The organism is Streptomyces sp. NPDC048442 (assembly GCF_040651475.1).
Lineage (GTDB): Bacteria > Actinomycetota > Actinomycetes > Streptomycetales > Streptomycetaceae > Streptomyces.
The window spans coordinates 145,067-163,500 of the sequence record NZ_JBEZKB010000001.1 but is presented as its reverse complement, the minus strand read 5'-3'; the positions used below and the strand labels follow the sequence as shown (position 1 = coordinate 163,500).

15 protein-coding genes and 3 tRNA genes are annotated in these 18,434 nt (G+C 69.8%); 12 read left to right on the top strand and 6 right to left on the bottom strand.

Annotated features, from left to right (window positions below; translation table 11 throughout):
• Nucleotides 1-90 precede the first annotated feature (90 nt).
• The 3 genes from AB0D18_RS00780 (at nt 91) to AB0D18_RS00770 (ending at nt 4,591) form a co-directional block, all read left to right on the top strand.
• The gene (locus AB0D18_RS00780) at nt 91-1,371 is read left to right on the top strand and encodes an FAD-dependent oxidoreductase (protein ID WP_362410537.1); all 1,281 of its coding nucleotides are present in this window, start codon (nt 91-93) and stop codon (nt 1,369-1,371) included.
• Between the two features lie 51 nt (nt 1,372-1,422).
• Nucleotides 1,423-3,318, top strand: a complete 1,896-nt coding sequence (dnaG, locus tag AB0D18_RS00775) for a DNA primase (RefSeq protein WP_362410534.1) — start codon at nt 1,423-1,425, stop codon at nt 3,316-3,318.
• 148 nt (nt 3,319-3,466) lie between these two features.
• A complete protein-coding gene (locus AB0D18_RS00770) occupies nt 3,467-4,591 on the top strand; it encodes an RNA polymerase sigma factor (protein WP_362412070.1) in 1,125 nt (374 codons plus the stop codon).
• Nucleotides 4,592-4,778: 187 nt separating this feature from the next.
• On the opposite strand, the gene AB0D18_RS00765 is transcribed toward AB0D18_RS00770, so the two are convergent.
• From AB0D18_RS00765 to AB0D18_RS00750, 4 genes are all read right to left on the bottom strand, one after another.
• The gene (locus tag AB0D18_RS00765) at nt 4,779-6,716 is read right to left on the bottom strand and encodes an ABC transporter ATP-binding protein (protein ID WP_362410531.1); all 1,938 of its coding nucleotides are present in this window, start codon (nt 6,714-6,716) and stop codon (nt 4,779-4,781) included.
• Nucleotides 6,713-8,446 carry an ABC transporter ATP-binding protein gene (locus tag AB0D18_RS00760; protein ID WP_362410528.1) on the bottom strand — a complete coding sequence of 578 codons (1,734 nt, stop codon included), beginning with the start codon at nt 8,444-8,446 and terminating at the stop codon, nt 6,713-6,715. The genes AB0D18_RS00765 and AB0D18_RS00760 overlap by 4 nt, the downstream gene beginning before the upstream one ends.
• Nucleotides 8,447-8,621: 175 nt before the next feature.
• Nucleotides 8,622-10,070, bottom strand: a complete 1,449-nt coding sequence (locus AB0D18_RS00755) for an FGGY family carbohydrate kinase (RefSeq protein WP_362410525.1) — start codon at nt 10,068-10,070, stop codon at nt 8,622-8,624.
• A 73-nt stretch (nt 10,071-10,143) separates the two neighbouring features.
• The gene (locus AB0D18_RS00750) at nt 10,144-10,455 is read right to left on the bottom strand and encodes a YtxH domain-containing protein (RefSeq protein WP_362412067.1); all 312 of its coding nucleotides are present in this window, start codon (nt 10,453-10,455) and stop codon (nt 10,144-10,146) included.
• A 181-nt stretch (nt 10,456-10,636) separates the two neighbouring features.
• Between AB0D18_RS00750 and AB0D18_RS00745 the strand changes: the two genes are divergently transcribed.
• From AB0D18_RS00745 to AB0D18_RS00735, 3 genes are all read left to right on the top strand, one after another.
• Nucleotides 10,637-10,709, top strand: a tRNA-Asn gene (locus AB0D18_RS00745).
• Between the two features lie 5 nt (nt 10,710-10,714).
• A tRNA-Asn gene (locus AB0D18_RS00740) sits at nt 10,715-10,787 on the top strand.
• A gap of 203 nt (nt 10,788-10,990) precedes the next feature.
• Nucleotides 10,991-11,064 (top strand) — tRNA-Ile (locus AB0D18_RS00735).
• Nucleotides 11,065-11,104: 40 nt separating this feature from the next.
• On the opposite strand, the gene AB0D18_RS00730 is transcribed toward AB0D18_RS00735, so the two are convergent.
• Entirely contained in the window at nt 11,105-11,545 is a 441-nt protein-coding gene (locus tag AB0D18_RS00730; RefSeq protein WP_362410522.1) for a VOC family protein, read from the bottom strand.
• A 266-nt stretch (nt 11,546-11,811) separates the two neighbouring features.
• Between AB0D18_RS00730 and AB0D18_RS00725 the strand changes: the two genes are divergently transcribed.
• The 3 genes from AB0D18_RS00725 (at nt 11,812) to AB0D18_RS00715 (ending at nt 13,599) form a co-directional block, all read left to right on the top strand.
• The gene (locus AB0D18_RS00725) at nt 11,812-12,195 is read left to right on the top strand and encodes an STAS domain-containing protein (RefSeq protein WP_362410519.1); all 384 of its coding nucleotides are present in this window, start codon (nt 11,812-11,814) and stop codon (nt 12,193-12,195) included.
• Nucleotides 12,196-12,205: 10 nt separating this feature from the next.
• On the top strand, nt 12,206-12,460 hold the full coding sequence (locus AB0D18_RS00720; protein ID WP_362410517.1) for a hypothetical protein: 255 nt from the start codon (nt 12,206-12,208) through the stop codon (nt 12,458-12,460).
• 206 nt (nt 12,461-12,666) lie between these two features.
• Complete coding sequence (locus tag AB0D18_RS00715) at nt 12,667-13,599, top strand: YceI family protein (RefSeq protein ID WP_362410514.1); 933 nt, start codon at nt 12,667-12,669, stop codon at nt 13,597-13,599.
• A gap of 130 nt (nt 13,600-13,729) precedes the next feature.
• On the opposite strand, the gene AB0D18_RS00710 is transcribed toward AB0D18_RS00715, so the two are convergent.
• On the bottom strand, nt 13,730-14,482 hold the full coding sequence (locus AB0D18_RS00710; RefSeq protein ID WP_362410511.1) for a FadR/GntR family transcriptional regulator: 753 nt from the start codon (nt 14,480-14,482) through the stop codon (nt 13,730-13,732).
• 262 nt (nt 14,483-14,744) lie between these two features.
• Between AB0D18_RS00710 and AB0D18_RS00705 the strand changes: the two genes are divergently transcribed.
• The 3 genes from AB0D18_RS00705 to AB0D18_RS00695 all read left to right on the top strand — a co-directional run bounded on the left by AB0D18_RS00705 (nt 14,745) and on the right by AB0D18_RS00695 (nt 18,377).
• Nucleotides 14,745-15,824, top strand: a complete 1,080-nt coding sequence (locus AB0D18_RS00705) for a sugar ABC transporter substrate-binding protein (RefSeq protein WP_362410508.1) — start codon at nt 14,745-14,747, stop codon at nt 15,822-15,824.
• 86 nt (nt 15,825-15,910) lie between these two features.
• Entirely contained in the window at nt 15,911-17,344 is a 1,434-nt protein-coding gene (locus tag AB0D18_RS00700) for a sugar ABC transporter ATP-binding protein (protein WP_362412064.1), read from the top strand.
• Between the two features lie 31 nt (nt 17,345-17,375).
• Nucleotides 17,376-18,377: an ABC transporter permease gene (locus tag AB0D18_RS00695; RefSeq protein WP_362412061.1), complete on the top strand. Its 1,002-nt coding sequence runs from the start codon at nt 17,376-17,378 to the stop codon at nt 18,375-18,377.
• Nucleotides 18,378-18,434 lie beyond the last annotated feature (57 nt).

Sequence of the window (18,434 nt, the reverse complement as noted above, 5' to 3'; positions counted from 1 at the left end):
GCCCGCACTCCGCCCCCACCCCACCCCCTCTTCCCCCGTAACCGTCCGTGCGGGACGCTCGAAACCCCACGCGCACAATGGAGGCATCAAGTGGTCGACGCAGATCAGACCTACCTCATCGTCGGCGGCGGACTCGCCGGCGCGAAAGCGGCCGAAACCCTGCGCACCGAGGGCTTCACCGGCCGGGTGATCCTGATCGGTGACGAACGCGACCACCCCTACGAACGCCCGCCCCTCTCCAAGGGCTTCCTCGCGGGCAAGTCCGACCGCGACTCCGTCTTCGTCCACGAGACCGGCTGGTACGCGGCCAACGACGTCGAACTGCACCTCGGCCAGCCCGTCGTGCACCTCGACCGCGAAGCGAAGACCGTCCGCCTCGGCGACAGCACCCTCATCCACTACGACAAGCTCCTCCTCGCCACCGGCTCCGAGCCCCGCCGCCTCGACATCCCCGGCACCGGCCTCGCCGGCGTGCACCACCTGCGCCGCCTCTCCCACGCGGAGCGCCTGCGCGGCGTCCTCGCCACCCTCGGCCGCGACAACGGGCACCTCGTCGTCGCCGGAGCCGGCTGGATCGGCCTGGAGATCGCCGCCGCCGCCCGCGGTTACGGGGCCGAGGTCACGGTCGTCGAGCCCGAGCCGACCCCCCTGCACTCCGTCCTCGGCCCCGAGCTCGGCCAGCTCTTCACCGATCTGCACGCCGAGCACGGCGTCCGCTTCCACTTCGGGGCCCGCCTCACCGAGATCGTCGGCCAGGACGGACTGGTCCTCGCCGCCCTCACCGACGACGGCGAGGAACACCCCGCGCACGACGTGCTCGCCGCCATCGGCGCCGCCCCCCGCACCGCCCTCGCCGAGGCCTCGGGACTGGCCCTCGTCGACCGCGCCCACGGCGGCGGCATCGCCGTCGACAGCCACCTGCGCACCAGCGACCCCGACATCTACGCCACCGGCGACGTCGCCGCCGTACCCCTCCACCTCCCCGGCACCCTGCTGCACGGGCAGCGGCTGCGCGTCGAGCACTGGGCGAACGCCCTCAACGGCGGTCCCGCAGCCGCCCGCGCCATGCTCGGGCGCGGTTCGGCGTACGACCGCATCCCGTACTTCTTCTCCGACCAGTACGACCTCGGCCTGGAGTACTCGGGCTGGGCGCCGCCGGGGACGTACGACCAGGTCGTGGTGCGCGGCGACGCGGGCAAGCGGCAGTTCATCGCCTTCTGGCTCAAGGACCACAGGGTCCTCGCGGGCATGAACGTCAATGTGTGGGACGTCACCGACCGGATCCAGGGCCTCATCCGCAGCGGCGCCGAGGTCGACCAGCACGCCCTCGCAGACCCCTCCGTACCCCTGGAGTCGCTGATCACGTCGTGACCGGCCGACCACGCACGCCACAGTGTCCGACCCTCCCCGTACACTTCACGCGTGGCAGGCAGGATCAATGACGACGACGTGAAGGCGGTCCGGGAGGCGCTCCCGATCGACGCCGTCGTGTCCGAATACCTTCAGCTCCGCAATGCGGGCGGCGGCAACCTCAAGGGCCTCTGCCCCTTCCACGACGAGAAGTCCCCGTCCTTCCAGGTCAGTCCGAGCAAGGGTCTCTTCCACTGCTTCGGCTGCCAGGAAGGCGGCGACACGATCGCCTTCGTGATGAAGATCGACCACCTCACCTTCGCGGAGACGGTCGAGCGCCTCGCCGCGCAGGCGGGCATCACCCTGCGGTACGAGGAGGGCGGCTACAACCCCTCCAACCAGCGCGGCGAACGCACCCGGCTCGTCGAGGCGCACAAGGCCGCCGCGGACTTCTACAGCCAGCAGCTGGAGAGCCCCGAGGCGGAGATCGGCCGCGCCTTTCTCGCCGAGCGCGGCTTCGACCAGGCGGCCGCCGCCCACTTCGGCGTCGGCTACAGCCCGGCGGGCTGGGACCACCTCACCCGGTTCCTGCGCGGCAAGGGCTTCAGCGACAAGGAGCTCATCACCTCCGGGCTCTCCCAGGACGGCCGCCGCGGCCCCATCGACCGCTTCCGCGGCCGGCTGATGTGGCCGATCCGCGACATCGGCGGCGAGGTCGTCGGCTTCGGCGCGCGCAAGCTCCGCGACGACGACAACGGGCCGAAGTACCTCAACACCCCCGAGACCCCGATCTACAAGAAGTCCCAGGTCCTGTACGGAATCGACCTGGCCAAGAAGGACATCGCGAAGTCCAGCCGGGCCGTCGTCGTCGAGGGCTACACCGACGTCATGGCCTGCCACCTGGCCGGCGTCACCACCGCCATCGCGACCTGCGGCACCGCCTTCGGCGGCGACCACATCAAGATCCTCCGCCGCCTCCTGATGGACAACGGCAGCGCCCGCGTGATCTTCACCTTCGACGGCGACGCGGCCGGCCAGAAGGCGGCGCTGCGGGCCTTCGAGGACGACCAGAAGTTCGCCGCCGAGACGTACATCGCGATCGCCCCGGACAACATGGACCCCTGCGACCTGCGCCTCGTCAAGGGTGACGCCGCCGTGGTCGACCTGACCCAGCCCCGCACCCCGCTCTTCGAGTTCGCGCTGCGCCAGATCACCGGGCGGTACGACCTGGAAACCCCGGCGGGCCGTGCCTCCGCCCTCGACGAGGCGGGCCCGGTCGTCGCCAGGATCAAGAACAGCGCGATGCAGCACGGCGTCGCGGTGCAGCTCGCGGGGATGCTCGGCATCCTCGACACCCAGTTCGTGGTCAAGCGCATCGCCCAGCAGGCGCGCTGGGCGAAGGACCGGGGCGGGCGGGGCCCGCAGCAGCAGACCCGCCGGCAGTACGACACGGAGCCCGCCGCTCCAGTGATCACGGGCCCGGCGCTGAACCTGCGCAGCCCGGTCCACCGCACCGAGCGCGAGCTGCTCAAACTCGCCCTCCAGCGCCCCGACCTGGTGTCACCCGCCTTCGACGGATACGGCGCGGACGAGTTCACCGCACCCCCCTACGCCGTCGTGCGGCAGACCATCGAGGAGGCGGGCGGCGTCGAGCTGGGCGCCCAGGCCGCCGCCGACTACCTCGCCCGGGTCCGCGAGACGGCGATCAACGACCAGGTCAGGGCCATGGTCACCGAGCTCGCCGTCGAAGCGATCCACGTCAAGACCGTCGACGAGATCTACGCGGGCGTCCAGCTCGTCCAGGTCCGCCTGCGCGCCGTCGACCGCCGCATCCTTGAGGTCCAGGGCTCCCTGGCCCGCGTCGGCAGCCAGGGCGACCCCGCCCACCTGGCCGCCGTGCAGAACGAACTCTGGGTCCTCCAGCAGTACGCCCGCTCGCTGCGCAACCACGGCGCGGCAGCTCTCTAACGCTCCTCCGCGCGCTCGTCGACTCCCTCCGGGTAACCACCCGGTCACGGACCGGACTCAAAAAGTCACCGCACGCCCCTCGCGGCGGTCGTGTGTCGCACCCCACACTGGGTGCGGTGCCTGAGGCTCCGACCCGGCAGCGTTCAACCTGGAGGTCGCCCCCGTGCAGACCCAGACCTTGACCGATCTGGTCGCGGCCGTACCCACGCAGAGCCGCGCCGAGCGCCATCCGGAAGCGACGGCGGAGGCGACGGAGCCCGCCGAGGACGCAGTGGAGGGACGAGAACCGGAGCGGGAACGGGAGCAGGAGGAAGAACGCCCCGATCCTCCCGAACGACCGCACCGGGCCGGCGAGTCCGCCACCCCGTCCTCCGACCTCTTCCGCCAGTACTTACGGGAGATCGGCCGCATACCGCTCCTCACCGCGGCCGACGAGGTCGAACTCGCCCGCAGTGTGGAAGCGGGCCTCTTCGCCGAGGAGAAACTCGCGGGAGCGACCGATCTCGACTCCCGACTCGCCCTGGACCTCGACAAGTTGGTGGTACGGGGCCGCATGGCGAAACGCCGTCTCATCGAGGCCAACCTGCGGCTGGTCGTCTCCGTGGCGAAACGGTACGTCGGCCGGGGCCTGACCATGCTGGACCTGGTCCAGGAGGGCAACCTGGGCCTGATCCGGGCCGTCGAGAAGTTCGACTACGCCCGCGGCTTCAAGTTCTCCACGTACGCGACGTGGTGGATCCGCCAGGCCATGTCCCGGGCCCTCGCCGACCAGGCCCGTACGATCCGGGTCCCCGTCCACGTGGTCGAACTCATCAACCGTGTCGTACGGGTACAGCGCCGCATGCTCCAGGAGCGGGGCTGCGAACCCACCCCGGAAGAGGTCGCCGCCCAGCTCGACCTCACCCCGGAACGGGTCGGCGAGGTCCTGCGCCTCGCCCAGGAACCGGTCTCCCTGCACGCCCCGGTGGGCGAGGAGGACGACGTGGCGCTCGGCGACCTCATCGAGGACGGCGACGCGACGTCCCCGGTCGAATCCGCCGCCTTCATCCTCCTGCGCGAACACCTGGAAGCGGTCCTCTCCACCCTCGGCGAACGCGAACGCAAGGTGGTCCAGCTCCGCTACGGCCTGGCGGACGGCCGCCCCCGCACGCTTGAGGAGATCGGCCGCATCTTCGGCGTCACACGAGAACGCATCCGCCAGATCGAGTCCAAGACCCTCAACAAACTGAGGGACCACACTTTCGCGGACCAGCTGAGGGGCTACCTGGACTGAGGGGCGCTCGGCGCGGGCGGTCGCGAGGGGCAGGCATTTAGGGGCGCGGGGCTGTGTTGATGTGCGGCTCCGCCGCGTGGGCGCGACCAGCCACGACGCACCCGCACGATGCCCACCGCCCCACGCCACCCGCACGTACGGGTGCCGGCACAGCAAGCAGCCCCCACGCCCCCGGCCGGAGGCCCGTCTACTCCACCTCCACCACCGCCTGCGCGAACTGCGCCGCGTACAGCCGCGCATAAGCCCCCTGCGCCGCCAGCAGCTCCCCGTGCGTCCCCTGTTCCACGATCGCGCCGTTCTCCATCACCAGGATCACGTCCGCGTCCCGGATGGTCGACAGCCGGTGCGCGATCACGAACGAGGTCCGCCCGTGCGCCAACCGCGCCATCGCCTTCTGGATCAGCACCTCGGTCCGCGTGTCGACCGAGCTCGTCGCCTCGTCCAGCACCAGGATCACCGGGTCCGACAGGAACGCCCGAGCGATCGTGATCAGCTGCTTCTCGCCCGCGCTGACCCCCGCCCCCTCGTCGTCGATGACGGTGTCGTACCCGTCCGGCAGCGTCCGCACGAACCGGTCGGCGTGCGCGGCCCGAGCCGCCTCCTCGATCTGTTCCGGCGTGACCGAACCCGCCGCCCCGTACGCGATGTTGTCCGCGATCGTCCCCCCGAACAGCCAGGTGTCCTGGAGCACCATCCCCACCCCGGAGCGCAGTTCCTCCCGCGACATCTTCGCGATGTCGACGCCGTCCAGGGTGATCCGACCCCCGGTCACCTCGTAGAACCGCATCAGCAGGTTCACCAGGGTCGTCTTGCCCGCACCCGTCGGTCCGACGATCGCGACCGTCTGCCCGGGGGAGACCCGCAGCGACAGGTCCTCGATCAGCGGCTTGTCCGCCTCGTACCGGAAGGAGACGTTCTCCAGCTCCACGGCGCCCCGCAGCTCGTCGGCGCCCGTCACCGGCAGCCCCGGCGCGTCCACCGCGTCCGGTGTCTGCTCCTCGGCGTCGAGCAGCTCGAAGACCCGCTCCGCCGAAGCCACCGCGGACTGCACCAGGTTGGCCATGGAAGCAACCTGCGTCAGGGGCATCGAAAACTGCCGCGAGTACTGGATGAAAGCCTGTACGTCGCCGATGGACAGGGTCCCCGAAGCGACCCGCAGACCACCCACCACGGCCACCAGCACATAGTTCAGGTTCGACACGAACATCATCAGCGGCTGCATGATCCCGCTGTTGAACTGCGCCTTGAAGCCCGCCTCGTACAGCTTGTCGTTCTGTTCCCTGAACGCCTCCGCCGACTCGTCCTGGCGCCCGAAGACCTTGACCAGCGAGTGCCCGGTGTACATCTCCTCGATGTGCGCGTTCAGGGCGCCGGTCGTCTTCCACTGCGCCACGAACTGCGGCTGCGAGCGCTTGCCGACCTTCGCCGCCACGACCACCGACAGCGGCACCGTCACCAGCGCCACCACCGCCAGCAGCGGCGAGATCCAGAACATGATGATCAGCACGCCGACCACGGTCAGCACCGAGTTGATGAGCTGACCCATGGTCTGCTGCATGGTCTGGCCGATGTTGTCGATGTCGTTCGTCGTCCGTGACAGGACCTCGCCGCGCTTGGCCCGGTCGAAGTACGCCAGCGGCAGCCGCGACAGCTTCGCCTGTACGTCCTCGCGCATCCGGTACACGGTCCGGTTGACCGCCAGGTTCACCATCCGCGTCGACACCAGCATCAGCAGGCCGGCCCCTACGTACACCGCGAGGACCACCAGCAGCACGCCGCCCACCGCGCCGAAGTCGATCCCCTGCCCGGGGACGAAGTCCACGCCGGACAGCATGTCCGCGAGGGTGCCGTCACCGCTCTTGCGCAGCCCCTCGATCGCCTGTTCCTTGGTGCCGCCGGGCTCCATGGTCCGGCCCACGATCCCCGCGAAGAGCAGGTCGGTCGCCGCGCCGAGGATCTTCGGCCCGATCACCGACAGCGCGACGCTGAAGACCAGCGCCACGAACAGCACCCACAGCACTGCCTTCTCCGGCGCGAGGCGGCGCACCAGCCGCTTCGCCGACCCGCGGAAGTCCATCGACTTCTCGGCCGGAGGTCCCATCATGCGTCCACCAGGCCCGCTCATGCCGCCTCAGCCTCCGTCAGCTGGGAGAGCACGATCTCCCGGTAGGTCTCATTGCTCTCCATCAGTTCGTGGTGGCGCCCCGTCCCCACCACCCGGCCCTCGTCCAGCACGACGATCCGGTCCGCGTCACGGATGGTCGACACCCGCTGCGCCACGATGACGACGGTCGCCTCCGCGGTCTCCCGCCCGAGCGCGGCCCGCAGGGCCGCGTCCGTCGCGTAGTCCAGCGCGGAGAACGAGTCGTCGAACAGATAGATCTCGGGCCGCTGCACCAGCGTCCGCGCGATCGAGAGCCGCTGCCGCTGGCCACCCGAAACGTTCGTACCGCCCTGCGAGATCGGAGCGTCGAGCCCGCCGTCCAGCAGCTCCACGAAATCCCGCGCCTGCGCCGTCTCCAGCGCCCGCCACAGCTCCTCGTCCGTCGCGTCCGGCTTTCCGTACCGCAAATTGCTCGCGACCGTCCCCGAGAACAGATACGGCTTCTGCGGAACCAGCGACACCGTCTTCGCGAGCAGCACCGGATCCAGCGTCGTGACGTCCACCCCGTCGACCAGCACCTCTCCGCCGGTCGCGTCGAACAGCCGCGGGACGAGCCCGAGCAGCGTCGACTTCCCACTGCCGGTCGACCCGATGATCGCGGTCGTCTCGCCCGGATACGCGTCGATCCGGATGTCCTTCAGTACGGACTCCTCGGCGCCCGGGTAGCTGAACTCGACTCCCCGCAGCTCCAGTTGACCGTGGCGCCGCAGTTCGAAGACCGGCGCCACCGGCGGCACCACACTGCTTTCGGTGCCCAGGACCTCCTCGATCCGCTCGGCACACACCTCCGCGCGCGGCACCATCATGAACATGAAGGTGGCCATCATCACGGACATCACGATCTGCATCAGATAGGCGAGGAACGCGGTCAGCGCACCGATCTGCATGCCCCCGCTGTCGATCCGCTGCGCACCGAACCAGACCACCGCGACGCTCGACACGTTCACCACGGTCATCACGATCGGGAACATCAGGGCCATCAGCCGGCCGGTCGCCATCGACACGTCCGTCAGGTCCTGGTTCGCCTTGCGGAACCGGTCCTGCTCGTACTCGTCCTTCACGAACGCCCGGATGACCCGGTTGCCGGTGATCTGCTCGCGCAGCACCCGGTTCACGGTGTCGAGCCGGGTCTGCATGGACCGGAAGAGGGGCCGCATCTTCCGGATGATCAGCGAGACACAGATGCCGAGCACCGGCACCACCGCGAGCAGCACGCCCGACAGCGGCACGTCCTGGCCGAGCGCCATGATGATGCCGCCCACGCACATGATCGGCGCGGACGCCACCAGCGTGAAGCTCATCAGGACCAGCATCTGCACCTGCTGGACGTCATTGGTCGTACGGGTGATCAGCGACGGTGCGCCGAACTGGCCGACCTCCCGCGCCGAGAAGCTCTGCACCCGGGCGAAGACCGCGGCCCGGACGTCGCGCCCGAGCGCCGAAGCGGTCCGCGCCCCGTAGAAGACGGCTCCGACGTTGCAGACGACCTGGAAGACGCTCACCGCGATCATGAGCGCGCCGAACTCCAGGATGTAACCCGTGTCCCCCTTCACGACACCGTTGTCGATGATGTCCGCGTTGAGGGTGGGCAGATAGAGGGAGGCGCTGGTCTGCAACAGCTGCAGCACCACCAGCAGGGCTATGGGTTTCTTGTACGGGCCGAGATGGGCCCGCAGAAGCTTGAGAAGCACGCGCAGTCTTTCGTCGGGCGGCGGGGGCAGGGGGTGCGACCCCCCATCCTCCGGCAACCACGCCCGCTGTGCCCAAGGGTTTACACCAAACCCGGGTCAAGTCCTTCCCCCGCGGGGCGGGGCGGCGGGGCCCCGCGGGGGTGCGTCGTGGCCGGCCGCGCAGTTCCCCGCGCCCCTAAAGGGCCGCCTCGAATGCCCCAGGATGGATCTGCTCCCGCGTCGCCGCGTACTGCTGCCGCACCGCCCCGCCCGCCGCCAGCTCCTCGCCCGGCTCCAGCACCTGCGCCACCGCCCCCTGCCAGGCCGGCGGAGCCTGCGGCGACAGCGTCCCCTGCGCCACCCCGAGCGCCCACGCCGCCTGCCGGGCCGCCCCCAGGGCCGCGTACTGCGCGGGCTGCGGCACGACCACCTGCGTACCGAGGATCATCGGCGCCATCGCCTGCACGGCCGGCAGCTCGGCGGCGGCCCCCAGCAGGAACACCCGCCGCACCTGCACCCCGCGCGAGCGCAGCACGTCCATCGCGTCGGCCAGCGAGCACAGCATCCCCTCGAAGGCCGCCCGCGCCAGGTGCTCCGGCTTCATCGACTCCCGCCGCAGCCCGAACAGCGTGCCCGCCGCCTGCGGCAGCCACGGCGTCCGCTCCCCCTCCAGATACGGCAGCAGTACGAGCCCGGAGGCCCCCGGCGTCGACTTCAGCGCCAACGCCGACAGCTCCTCCAACCCGCCCTCCATGCTCAGCAGTTCGGCCGTCCCCCGCAGCGCGCGTACCGCGTTCGACGTATGCACCACCGGCAGGTGCATCCCCGTGGCATCGGCGAACGACGTGATCATCCCGCTCGAATCGGCCAGCGCCTCGTGGTGCACCGCCATCACCGAGCCCGAAGCCCCCAGCGACACGACGGCGTCCCCGATCCCGACCCCGAGCCCGAAAGCGGCGGCCATCGTCTCGCCCGTACCCGCCGAGATCAGCAGCCCCTCCGGCGTGGTCCCCGCGGCGTCCGAAGGGCCGAGCACCTCCGGCAGCGCGGCCTGGTGCCCGAGCGCCAGCTCCACCAGGTCCGGCCGGTAGGCACCCGTGGCCGCCGACCAGTAACCGGTGCCGGAAGCCGCGCCCCGGTCGGTGGTCCGGCGGGCGGGCCTGCCCAGCAGCTGCCACACCAGCCAGTCGTGCGGCTGCATCACGGTCGCGACCCGCGCCGCGTTCTGCGGCTCGTGCCGCGCCATCCAGGCCAGCTTGGCCAGCGGCTGCGGCGACGTCGGAACCGTACCCACGGCCTCCGCCCACGCCTGCCTGCTGCCCAGCGCCTCCACCAGATCGGCCGCGGCGACCTGAGCCCGCTTGTCGTTGCCCAGCAGCGCGGCCCGCACCGGCGTCCCGTGCGCGTCAAGAGGTACGAGCCCGTGCTGCTGCGCGGACACCCCGATCGCCTGTACGTCGTCGAGCAGCCCGTCCGCGGCGGCCTCGCCCAGTGACAGCAGCCACGCCTGCGGATCGGCCTCGGTGGCCTTCTCCTCGACCGGATGGGGGGCGTACCCCTCACGCAGTACGGCACCGGTGTCGGTGTCGCAGACGACGACGTGTGTGAATCCGGCCGAACTGTCCAACCCCGCGACTATGCCCATGCGCACGATTCTGCCGCACCCCACCGGGGCGGGATGCGGCAGCCGTGCCTCAGATGGTGCTGGCGCCCGTGCCTCAGGTGTTGCTGGTGCCCCAGTCGTCCTCGCCGCTCTGCCTGCGCCCCTTCAGCGACCGCACCCGCTGGGCGACGGACTCGGGGACCCGGTTGCCCATCTTGTCGCCGACCTTGTCGGTGACGGTGTGCATGGCCTTGCCCGCGAACTCCCGGCCGCTCTGGGCGGCCGACTCGGCGGTGTTCCGCACGGCCGGGTTCTGGGAGATCCGCAGGGCGGACTTCCTGATCTGCTCGTACCGCTCGCGCCCGGCCCGGGTGCCGAGCACGTATCCGAGGGCCAGACCGGCGACGAACGTGAGCCGGTAGCGCATGGCTGCCACCCTTCTCCTGCAACGGTGTCGGTGTGCTGGCCGCCTACCCGTGCTGCCCGCTGATCATCCCGGGGCATACCGATTGGCGGAGCACCCCCCTGCTTGCGCTAATGTATGTCTCGCAGCGAGCGCACGCCCCCGGGACGACTGGGAGTGGGTGCATTCGATGCAACCGCAGCAATCCCCTGTAGCTCAATTGGCAGAGCAGCCGACTGTTAATCGGCAGGTTACTGGTTCGAGTCCAGTCGGGGGAGCGCGGTCCCCTGTAGCTCAATTGGCAGAGCATTCGGCTGTTAACCGGAGGGTTACTGGTTCGAGTCCAGTCGGGGGAGCAGTAAGGGAAGAGGGCCTCCACGGAGGCCCTCTTTTCGTGTGTGCGTGCGCCCCTGGGTGTGGTGTGCGGCACGTTCGGGAACCGTCCGGGCGACGCGTAAGTCCTCATGGTCATGCGTTGCCGACCATCCGAGGCAGGAGATCGTATGACCGGCTATGCTGCGGCAGACGGCGCGTACATGTGTACGCGCCACGCCGTGTGGGGGCAGTAGCTCAGCCGGTTAGAGCAGCGGACTCATAATCCGTCGGCCGTGGGTTCGAGTCCCACCTGCCCCACCGCAGCGAGTTCACGCAGGAACGTTCTGACCTGCTGTGATCAGCTCAGTTGCTCGGCCAGTCCGACGATGATGCCCTCCGGGCCGCGGACGTAGCAGAGCTGATAGCTGTCCTCGAACCTGGCGATCTCGCCGACGAGTTCGGCGCCGTGCGGACGCAGGCGGGCGACGGTGTCCTTGAGGTCGTCGACGGCGAACATGACGCGGTGCGTGCCCAGGATGTTGTGCGGCGGGTTGCGCGGCCCGGAGCTGATCGCCGCGGGGCTGCGGTACCGCGACAGTTCGAGCCGGCTGTGACCGTCCGGGGTCCGGAGCATCGCGATGTCGCAGTGGACGCCGTCGAGGCCGGTGCACTGGTCGGCGACGAGGCCCTCGACCTCCGTCCTGCCCTCCAGCTCCATACCGAGTTCCACGAAGAACGCGAGGGCGGCATCCATGTCCTCGACGACGATGCCGACGTTGTCCATCCGCTGAATCGCCATGCTGGTTTCTCCCTGCTTCCTTGCTTCCTCGTGCGGCCGGTGGTGGCCGCTGCTGCAGGAGCGCCGGTCAGGATCAGGAACGGCGGGAACGCACCCATGGGCGCCACCCTACTGAGCCGTGTGCCCACTGCCTTACTGCAGAAGCGTTCGCGGCGTGAGGTCTTCCGCTCGCACGCGCAGGGCCCTGTTCGCCCGCCCCCGGCAGGTCTAGGCTGGGGCGCGAGGCCCCGGACCCCGGCATGTGAGATCTGTCGAGGCGGCGTGTGATGCATCTGGGTCCAGCTCCTGAGCGTGGGTCTTCTCCTGAGGTCGTTCCTCTTTACGCACCCGTACCCGTACCCGTGGCGCTGCGGGTCGTTCCCGGGTTGTTGCCGGTCGTCGTCGTGGCCGGGCGCAGGCTCGGGCGGGCGAAGCTCGCGGAGTTCGGGTGCCGGGCCGGTGTGCCGTGGGTGCTCGATGTGTCGGGCGTACGGGAGTGCGGCCTGCTGGGGGCCGGCATGCTGACCGCGGTGTGGCGGCGGGCCCGGTCGTACGGCAGCGAATTGCGCCTGGTCGCGCCCTCGCAAGCGGTCGAGGACGCGCTGACGGTCAGCGGGCTGCGACGGCTGCTGACCGTGTTCCCGGATGTGGCGAGTGCGGTCGAGGCTTAGGGAGCCTGTCATGGTCGTTCTGCTGGTGGTGGGTGTGGCGGTGCTGTTCGTCATGGGCTTCTCGTCGCCCGTGTGGTGGCTGGTCGGGGCCGTGGTGGTCTACGGGGCTGTGAAGTTCGGGAGCGGTATCGGCGGGGGCGGCGCCTCCGGAAGCGGGTACGAGGAGTACCGCGAGCGACGGGAACAGCGGGACAAGTGGGACCGGCGCTACCGGCGGCAGCACCGGGGGAAGCGGATCACGCCCGACCGGCCGGTGGAGCGGTAGCCCCTGCGAGGGAGCGGTAACCCCCGCGGTGGTGCCGTAGCCCCCCCCGCGGTGACGCCGTAGCCCCTGCGGTGGTGCCGTAGCCCCTGCGGGGGCCCTGAGGTGACGTGGTTTCGGATCTTCGTTCCCTTTGTGAGACAACTGAACGAGCCATTCCGGTCTGGCGGCCGGGCAGTGGCGGTTGTCTTCGGCGAAAGGTGAACTCCATGGTCCTCTCCCTCCTCCGGCGTGCGCGGGCGAAGACAGGTGCGGTGGGCGGCAGGGGGCGGGGCCGGGGCACCGGACTCGTGCTGCCGGTGCCGCGCGGGGCCGGGACGGTCAGCTGCGAGGTGGTGGACCCGGTCGGGCAGAGACTCGGCGGCGCCGAGATCGTGATCAGCGCCAAGTCCGACGGGCGGGTGGCCGCGCGGGGGACCACCGACCTCTTCGGGCTGTTCACCGCCGCACTGCCGGCCGGAGAGTACGGGCTGCTGATGACCGCCGAGGGGATGCGCCCGGCCAGTTGGTCCTTCCACATCGAACCCGGCGAGGCGCTCACCATGGGCCGCGTCGAGCTGGAGGTGGCCCAGCAGCTGGAGCCGCCGGTGCAGGGCATGTGGACCATCGACCCGCCGCACACCGCGATCCGCTTCATCGCCAAGCACGTGGGGATGGCGAACGTGCACGGCAGGTTCCAGAGGTTCGAGGGCGGGGTGCGGGTCGCCGCCGATCCCGAGGAGTCGGAGGTACGGGTGCGGATCGAGGCCGCGAGCCTGACGACCGGCAACAAGACCCGCGACAACCACCTGCGCTCCGGCGACTTCCTGGACGTCGAGAACTACCCGTACATCGACTTCGTCAGCGACCGGTTCGTCTACCGGGGCGGCAACACCTGGTCCGTGCAGGGCGCACTGACCCTGCACGGGGTGAGCCGGTCGGTGGCCCTCGACACCTCCTACCTGGGCGCCGTCAACGGCGGGTACGGGGAGGAACTGCGCTGCGCCGCCCGCGCGAGGGCCGAACTGCACCGCGAGGACTACACATTGAACTGGCGGAACATGCTCGCGCGCGGCATCGCGATCGTCGGGCCGACGGTGCAGCTGGAGATGGACATCCAGACGATGTTCCAGGGCCCGGACACCCCGACCCCGCCGGAGTAGCCGTAGGGACCGGGTCGAAGTGCCGTACGGGGACGGGGGATTCCGCGGGCGTGCGGCACCTCCTTCGCCGAGGGCGCCGCCCCCTGGGCCCCCGCCCCCGCCGCCCCCTCCCCGACTCGCCGCGGGACGCTCAGTCGTCCAACTGTCCCCGCAGCCACTCCTCCACCGCGCCCACGTGCGCCGCCGCCGCGACCCGTGCCGCTTCCGGGTCCCGGCCGACCAGGGCCCGGTAGATCCGGCCGTGTTCCTCGCGGGTGACCGCGAAGGCGCCCGCCTCCTGGTGGCCCCGGCGGACCCTCGCGCGGAAGGTGCGGGAGGAGAGGCCCTCGACGATCGCGGCCAGCGCCTCGTTGCCCGCGGCCTGCGTGATCGTACGGTGGAAGGCCATGTCGGCGGCGAGGAAGGTCTCCGGGTCGTCCGCCTCGTTCATCACGGACAACTGGGTGTCGAGTGCCGCGAGTTGTCCGGCGTCGATCCGGGCCGCCGCCAGTGCCGTCGCCGCCGACTCCAGGATGCGGCGGACCTCCAGGAGCTCCGCGAGCCGCGGCTTCGGGGAGATCTCGGCGACGATGCCAAAGGTGTCGAGGAGGTCGACCGCCTCCAGTTGGGTGACGTAGATCCCGGAGCCGTGGCGGGACTCCAGCACCCCCAGGACGGTGAGGGCGCGGACCGCCTCGCGCATGGAGCTGCGGGAGATGCCGAGCTCGGCAGCCAAGTCCCGCTCGGTAGGGAGCCGTTGGCCCGCCTCCAAACGGCCTTCTGTGATCATTGCCTTGATGGACTCGATCGCCCGCTGGGTAACCGAACCGCCCTTCTCGGGCGGGGCGGCCGGCGGTGAGTCCTGCGGTGCGTCCGGAGCAGTCTGAGGGGCGGTCGTTGCCATGGGGATTTTCCTCCGGGCTTCGGCGATCTAGCAGACGGCAGTCTATCCAGCACGCACCGTGCATGAACAGCAGAGTCATCGGACCAATTGGCCAACTTTTTCGGGGAATTCGCCCAAGAGGGGTGTTGGAGCCCCCGAAAGGTCTGATAAATATTCGGCGCGGCCGGATGAAGACCTGTTGGTGTTTTTGATCCGTCAACGGGTCCCCGACCGGGGATCCGTGCAGTCCGTTCGTTTCGATCAGGAACCGAGGAGCCGACAGATGGCCGGCAGCATGAACAGCGCAGCGCACAGAGCAACAGGCAGCAGAGCACGGGTAGTACAGGTGGCCGCACTCGCGGCATGCGCCTCCCTCGCGCTCAGTGCGTGCGGCAGTACCAAGGACGCCGGGGCCGCAGGGGCGGGTGGCGAGGGCAAGGTCGGCGTGATCCTGCCTCTGCTGACCTCTCCGTTCTGGCAGTCGTACAACGACTACATCCCGAAGATGGCTCAGGAGGAGGAGGTCGAGGCGCTCAAGACCGTCAACTCCAACTCCGACCCCGCGCAGCAGATCACCGACATCCAGAACCAGCTGAACCAGGGCGTCAAGGGCCTCGTCGTGGCTCCCCTCGACAGTGCCGCGATAGCCGCCGGTCTCGACCAGGCCGAGCGCAAGGGCGTTCCGGTCGTCGCCGTCGACGTGGCCCCCGAGAAGGGCAAGGTCGCGATGATCGTGCGCGCCAACAACGTCGCGTACGGACAGAAGGCCTGCGAGTTCCTGGGGTCGAAGGTCAAGACCGGCAAGGTGGTTCAGATCATGGGCGACCTCGCCTCGGTCAACGGCCGGGAGCGCTCCGAGGCCTTCCGGACCTGCGTGAAGGACAAGTTCCCCGGCCTGAAGGTCCTGGAGATCCCCGCGAAGTGGGAGTCGGACGCCGCGGCGTCCAAGCTGGACACCCTCCTCAACTCCAACCCCGACCTCAAGGGCATCTACATGCAGGCGGGCGGCGTCTACCTCGCACCCACCCTGCAGACCCTCAAGAGCAAGAACATGCTCAAGAAGGTCGGCGACCCGAAGCACATCGCGATCGTCTCCAACGACGGCATCCCGCAGGAGTTCGCGGCGATCCGCAGCGGAGAGATCGACGCGACGGTCTCCCAGCCCGCCGACACGTACGCCAAGTACGGCATGTACTACGTGAAGAAGGCGATGAACGGCGAGACCTTCAAGGAGGGTCCGACCGACCACGGCTCCACGATCATCAAGCACCCGAACGGCATGCTGGAGGACCAGCTGCCCGCCCCGTTGGTCACCAAGGCCAACGTGGACGACAAGAAGCTGTGGGGCAACAACATCAAGTGAGCACACTGACCCGCGCCGATGCCTCCCACCGACCGCTGGTCGAGGCATCCGGGATCACCAAGCGGTACGGTCCCACGACCGCCCTCATGGACGGCCGACTGACCGTGATGCCCGGGGAGTCGCACGCCCTGGTGGGGCGCAACGGCGCGGGCAAGTCCACCCTCGTGACCGTGCTGACGGGGCTCCAGGCCCCCGACGCCGGTACGGTCCGCTTCGACGGAGAGCCCGCCCCTGCGCTCTCCGACCGGGACGCCTGGCGGCGGAAGGTCGCCTGCGTCTACCAGAAGCCGACCGTGGTGCCCGAACTCACCGTCGCCGAGAACCTGTTCATCCACCGGCAGCCCACCGGCTTCGGCGGGATGATCCAGTGGAAGAAGCTGCGGACCCAGGCCGCCGAGCTGCTCGACACCTGGGACGTCCGGGTCGACCCGGACGCCCGCACCGCCGACCTCAAGGTCGAGGACCGGCAGATGGTCGAGATCGCGAGGGCACTGTCCTTCGGGGCACGGTTCATCGTTCTCGACGAGCCGACCGCGCAGCTCGACAACAAGGAGATCGAGCGCCTCTTCGCCAGGATGCGCACGCTCCAGGAGTCGGGCGTCACCTTCCTGTTCATCTCGCACCACCTCCAGGAGGTGTACGAGGTGTGCCAGGCGGTCACCGTGCTGCGCGACGCCCGCTGGATCACCACGGCGCCCGTCGCCGAACTCCCGCGCGCCGCCCTCGTGGAGGCCATGGCGGGGGAGTCCGTCACCGCGGCCGCAAGCGCCGCCCGGCCGGGCATCGCGGACCGGGCGCCGATCCGGCTGCAGGTGGACGGGCTCGGCTCGGCCGCGTACCAGGACATCAGCCTGACCGTCCGCGAGGGCGAGGTCGTCGGTCTCGCCGGGACCAGCGGCAGCGGCAAGATCGAGCTGGCGGAAACCTTCGCCGGGCTGTACGCGGCGGAGCGGGGCTCCGCCCGGCTCGACGGGCGGGCCCTTCCCTTCGGGGACGTGCCCGCCGCTCTGAAGGCCGGTGTCGCCTGTGTGCCGCGCGACCGGCACGACCAGGGGCTCGTCTCCGGGATGAGCATCGGTGACAACGCCACGATGAGCGTCCTGGGGCGGCTCGGAAAGCGCGGATTCGTCGGTACGGAGAACAAGCGGAAGGTCGGCGAAGAGCTGATCCGCCGCCTCGACATCCACGCCGAAGGCCCGCACCAGCCCGTCTCGGACCTGTCCGGCGGCAACGCCCAGAAGGTGGTGATGGCACGGGCGCTGGCCTCCGACCCGAGGCTGCTCGTGCTCATCAACCCGACGGCGGGCGTCGACGTCAAGTCCAAGGAATCCCTGCTCGCGCGCATGGACAGTGCGCGCGAGGACGGCACGGCGGTCCTCGTCGTGTCCGACGAGATCGACGATCTGCGGCGCTGCGACCGCGTCCTGGTCCTTTTCCACGGACGCGTCGTCGCCGACCATGCGGCCGGCTGGAACGACCACGAGCTGATCGCATCCATTGAAGGAGTAGACCGTGGCTGAGACGACAGCCTCGAAGGCGGCCACCGCCCCGGTGGACCGGCGCAAGAGTTCCCCCACCGACCGGAAGAAGTCCCTGCTGCTCAGCAGGGCCCGCGAACTCGCCCTCGTACCCGCCCTGTTGGCGCTGGTGGTGCTCGGTGCGTTCACCAACGACGCCTTCCTGACCGGGAACAACATCATCTCCATCCTGGGCGCGTCCGCCGCGCTCGCGATGGTGGTGCTGGCGGAGTCGCTCGTACTGATCACCGGCAAGTTCGACCTCTCGCTGGAGTCGGTCGTCGGCATCGCCCCCGCGATGGGTGCGCTGCTGGTGCTGCCGGCCCTCCAGTCGGGGTTCGGCACGGAGATGCCCGCGGTCGTCGGCATCCTGGTGATCCTGGTGGTCGGCGGACTCGTCGGCGCGTTCAACGGCGCGCTGGTCGTGAAGCTCAAGCTGAATGCGTTCATCGTGACGCTGGCGATGCTGATCGTGCTGCGCGGACTGCTGGTCGGCGCGACCGAGGGCAAGACGCTGTTCGGCATGCCGGAGGCGTTCTTCGCTCTCGCGACGTCCACGTTCATCGGTGTTCCGCTGTCCGTGTGGATCGCCGCCGTCTGCTTCGGCATCGCGGGCATCGTGCTGAAGTACCACCGGGTGGGGCGTGCGCTGTACGCCATCGGCGGCAACCCGGCGGCGGCCAAGGCCGCGGGTATCCGGGTCGACCGGGTCACGCTCGGGGTGTTCATCACCGCAGGTGTGCTCGCCTCGGTGGGCGGGCTGATGCAGACCGGCTACGTCGGGGCGATCAACGCCAACCAGGGTCAGAACATGATCTTCACGGTGATGGCGGCGGCGGTCATCGGCGGGATCAGCATGGACGGCGGCAAGGGCACGATGTTCGGTGCGCTGACCGGTGTGCTGTTGCTGGGTGTGGTGCAGAACCTGCTGACGCTGGCTCAGGTGCCGTCGTTCTGGATTCAGGCCATTTACGGGGCGATCATTCTGATCGCGCTGATGATTGCCCGGGTTACCACGGGTCGGGCGCAGGACTAGGTCCGGTCGGTTGGTTCGCCGCGTGCGGATCCGATGCGGCTGGTCGCGCCCGCGCGG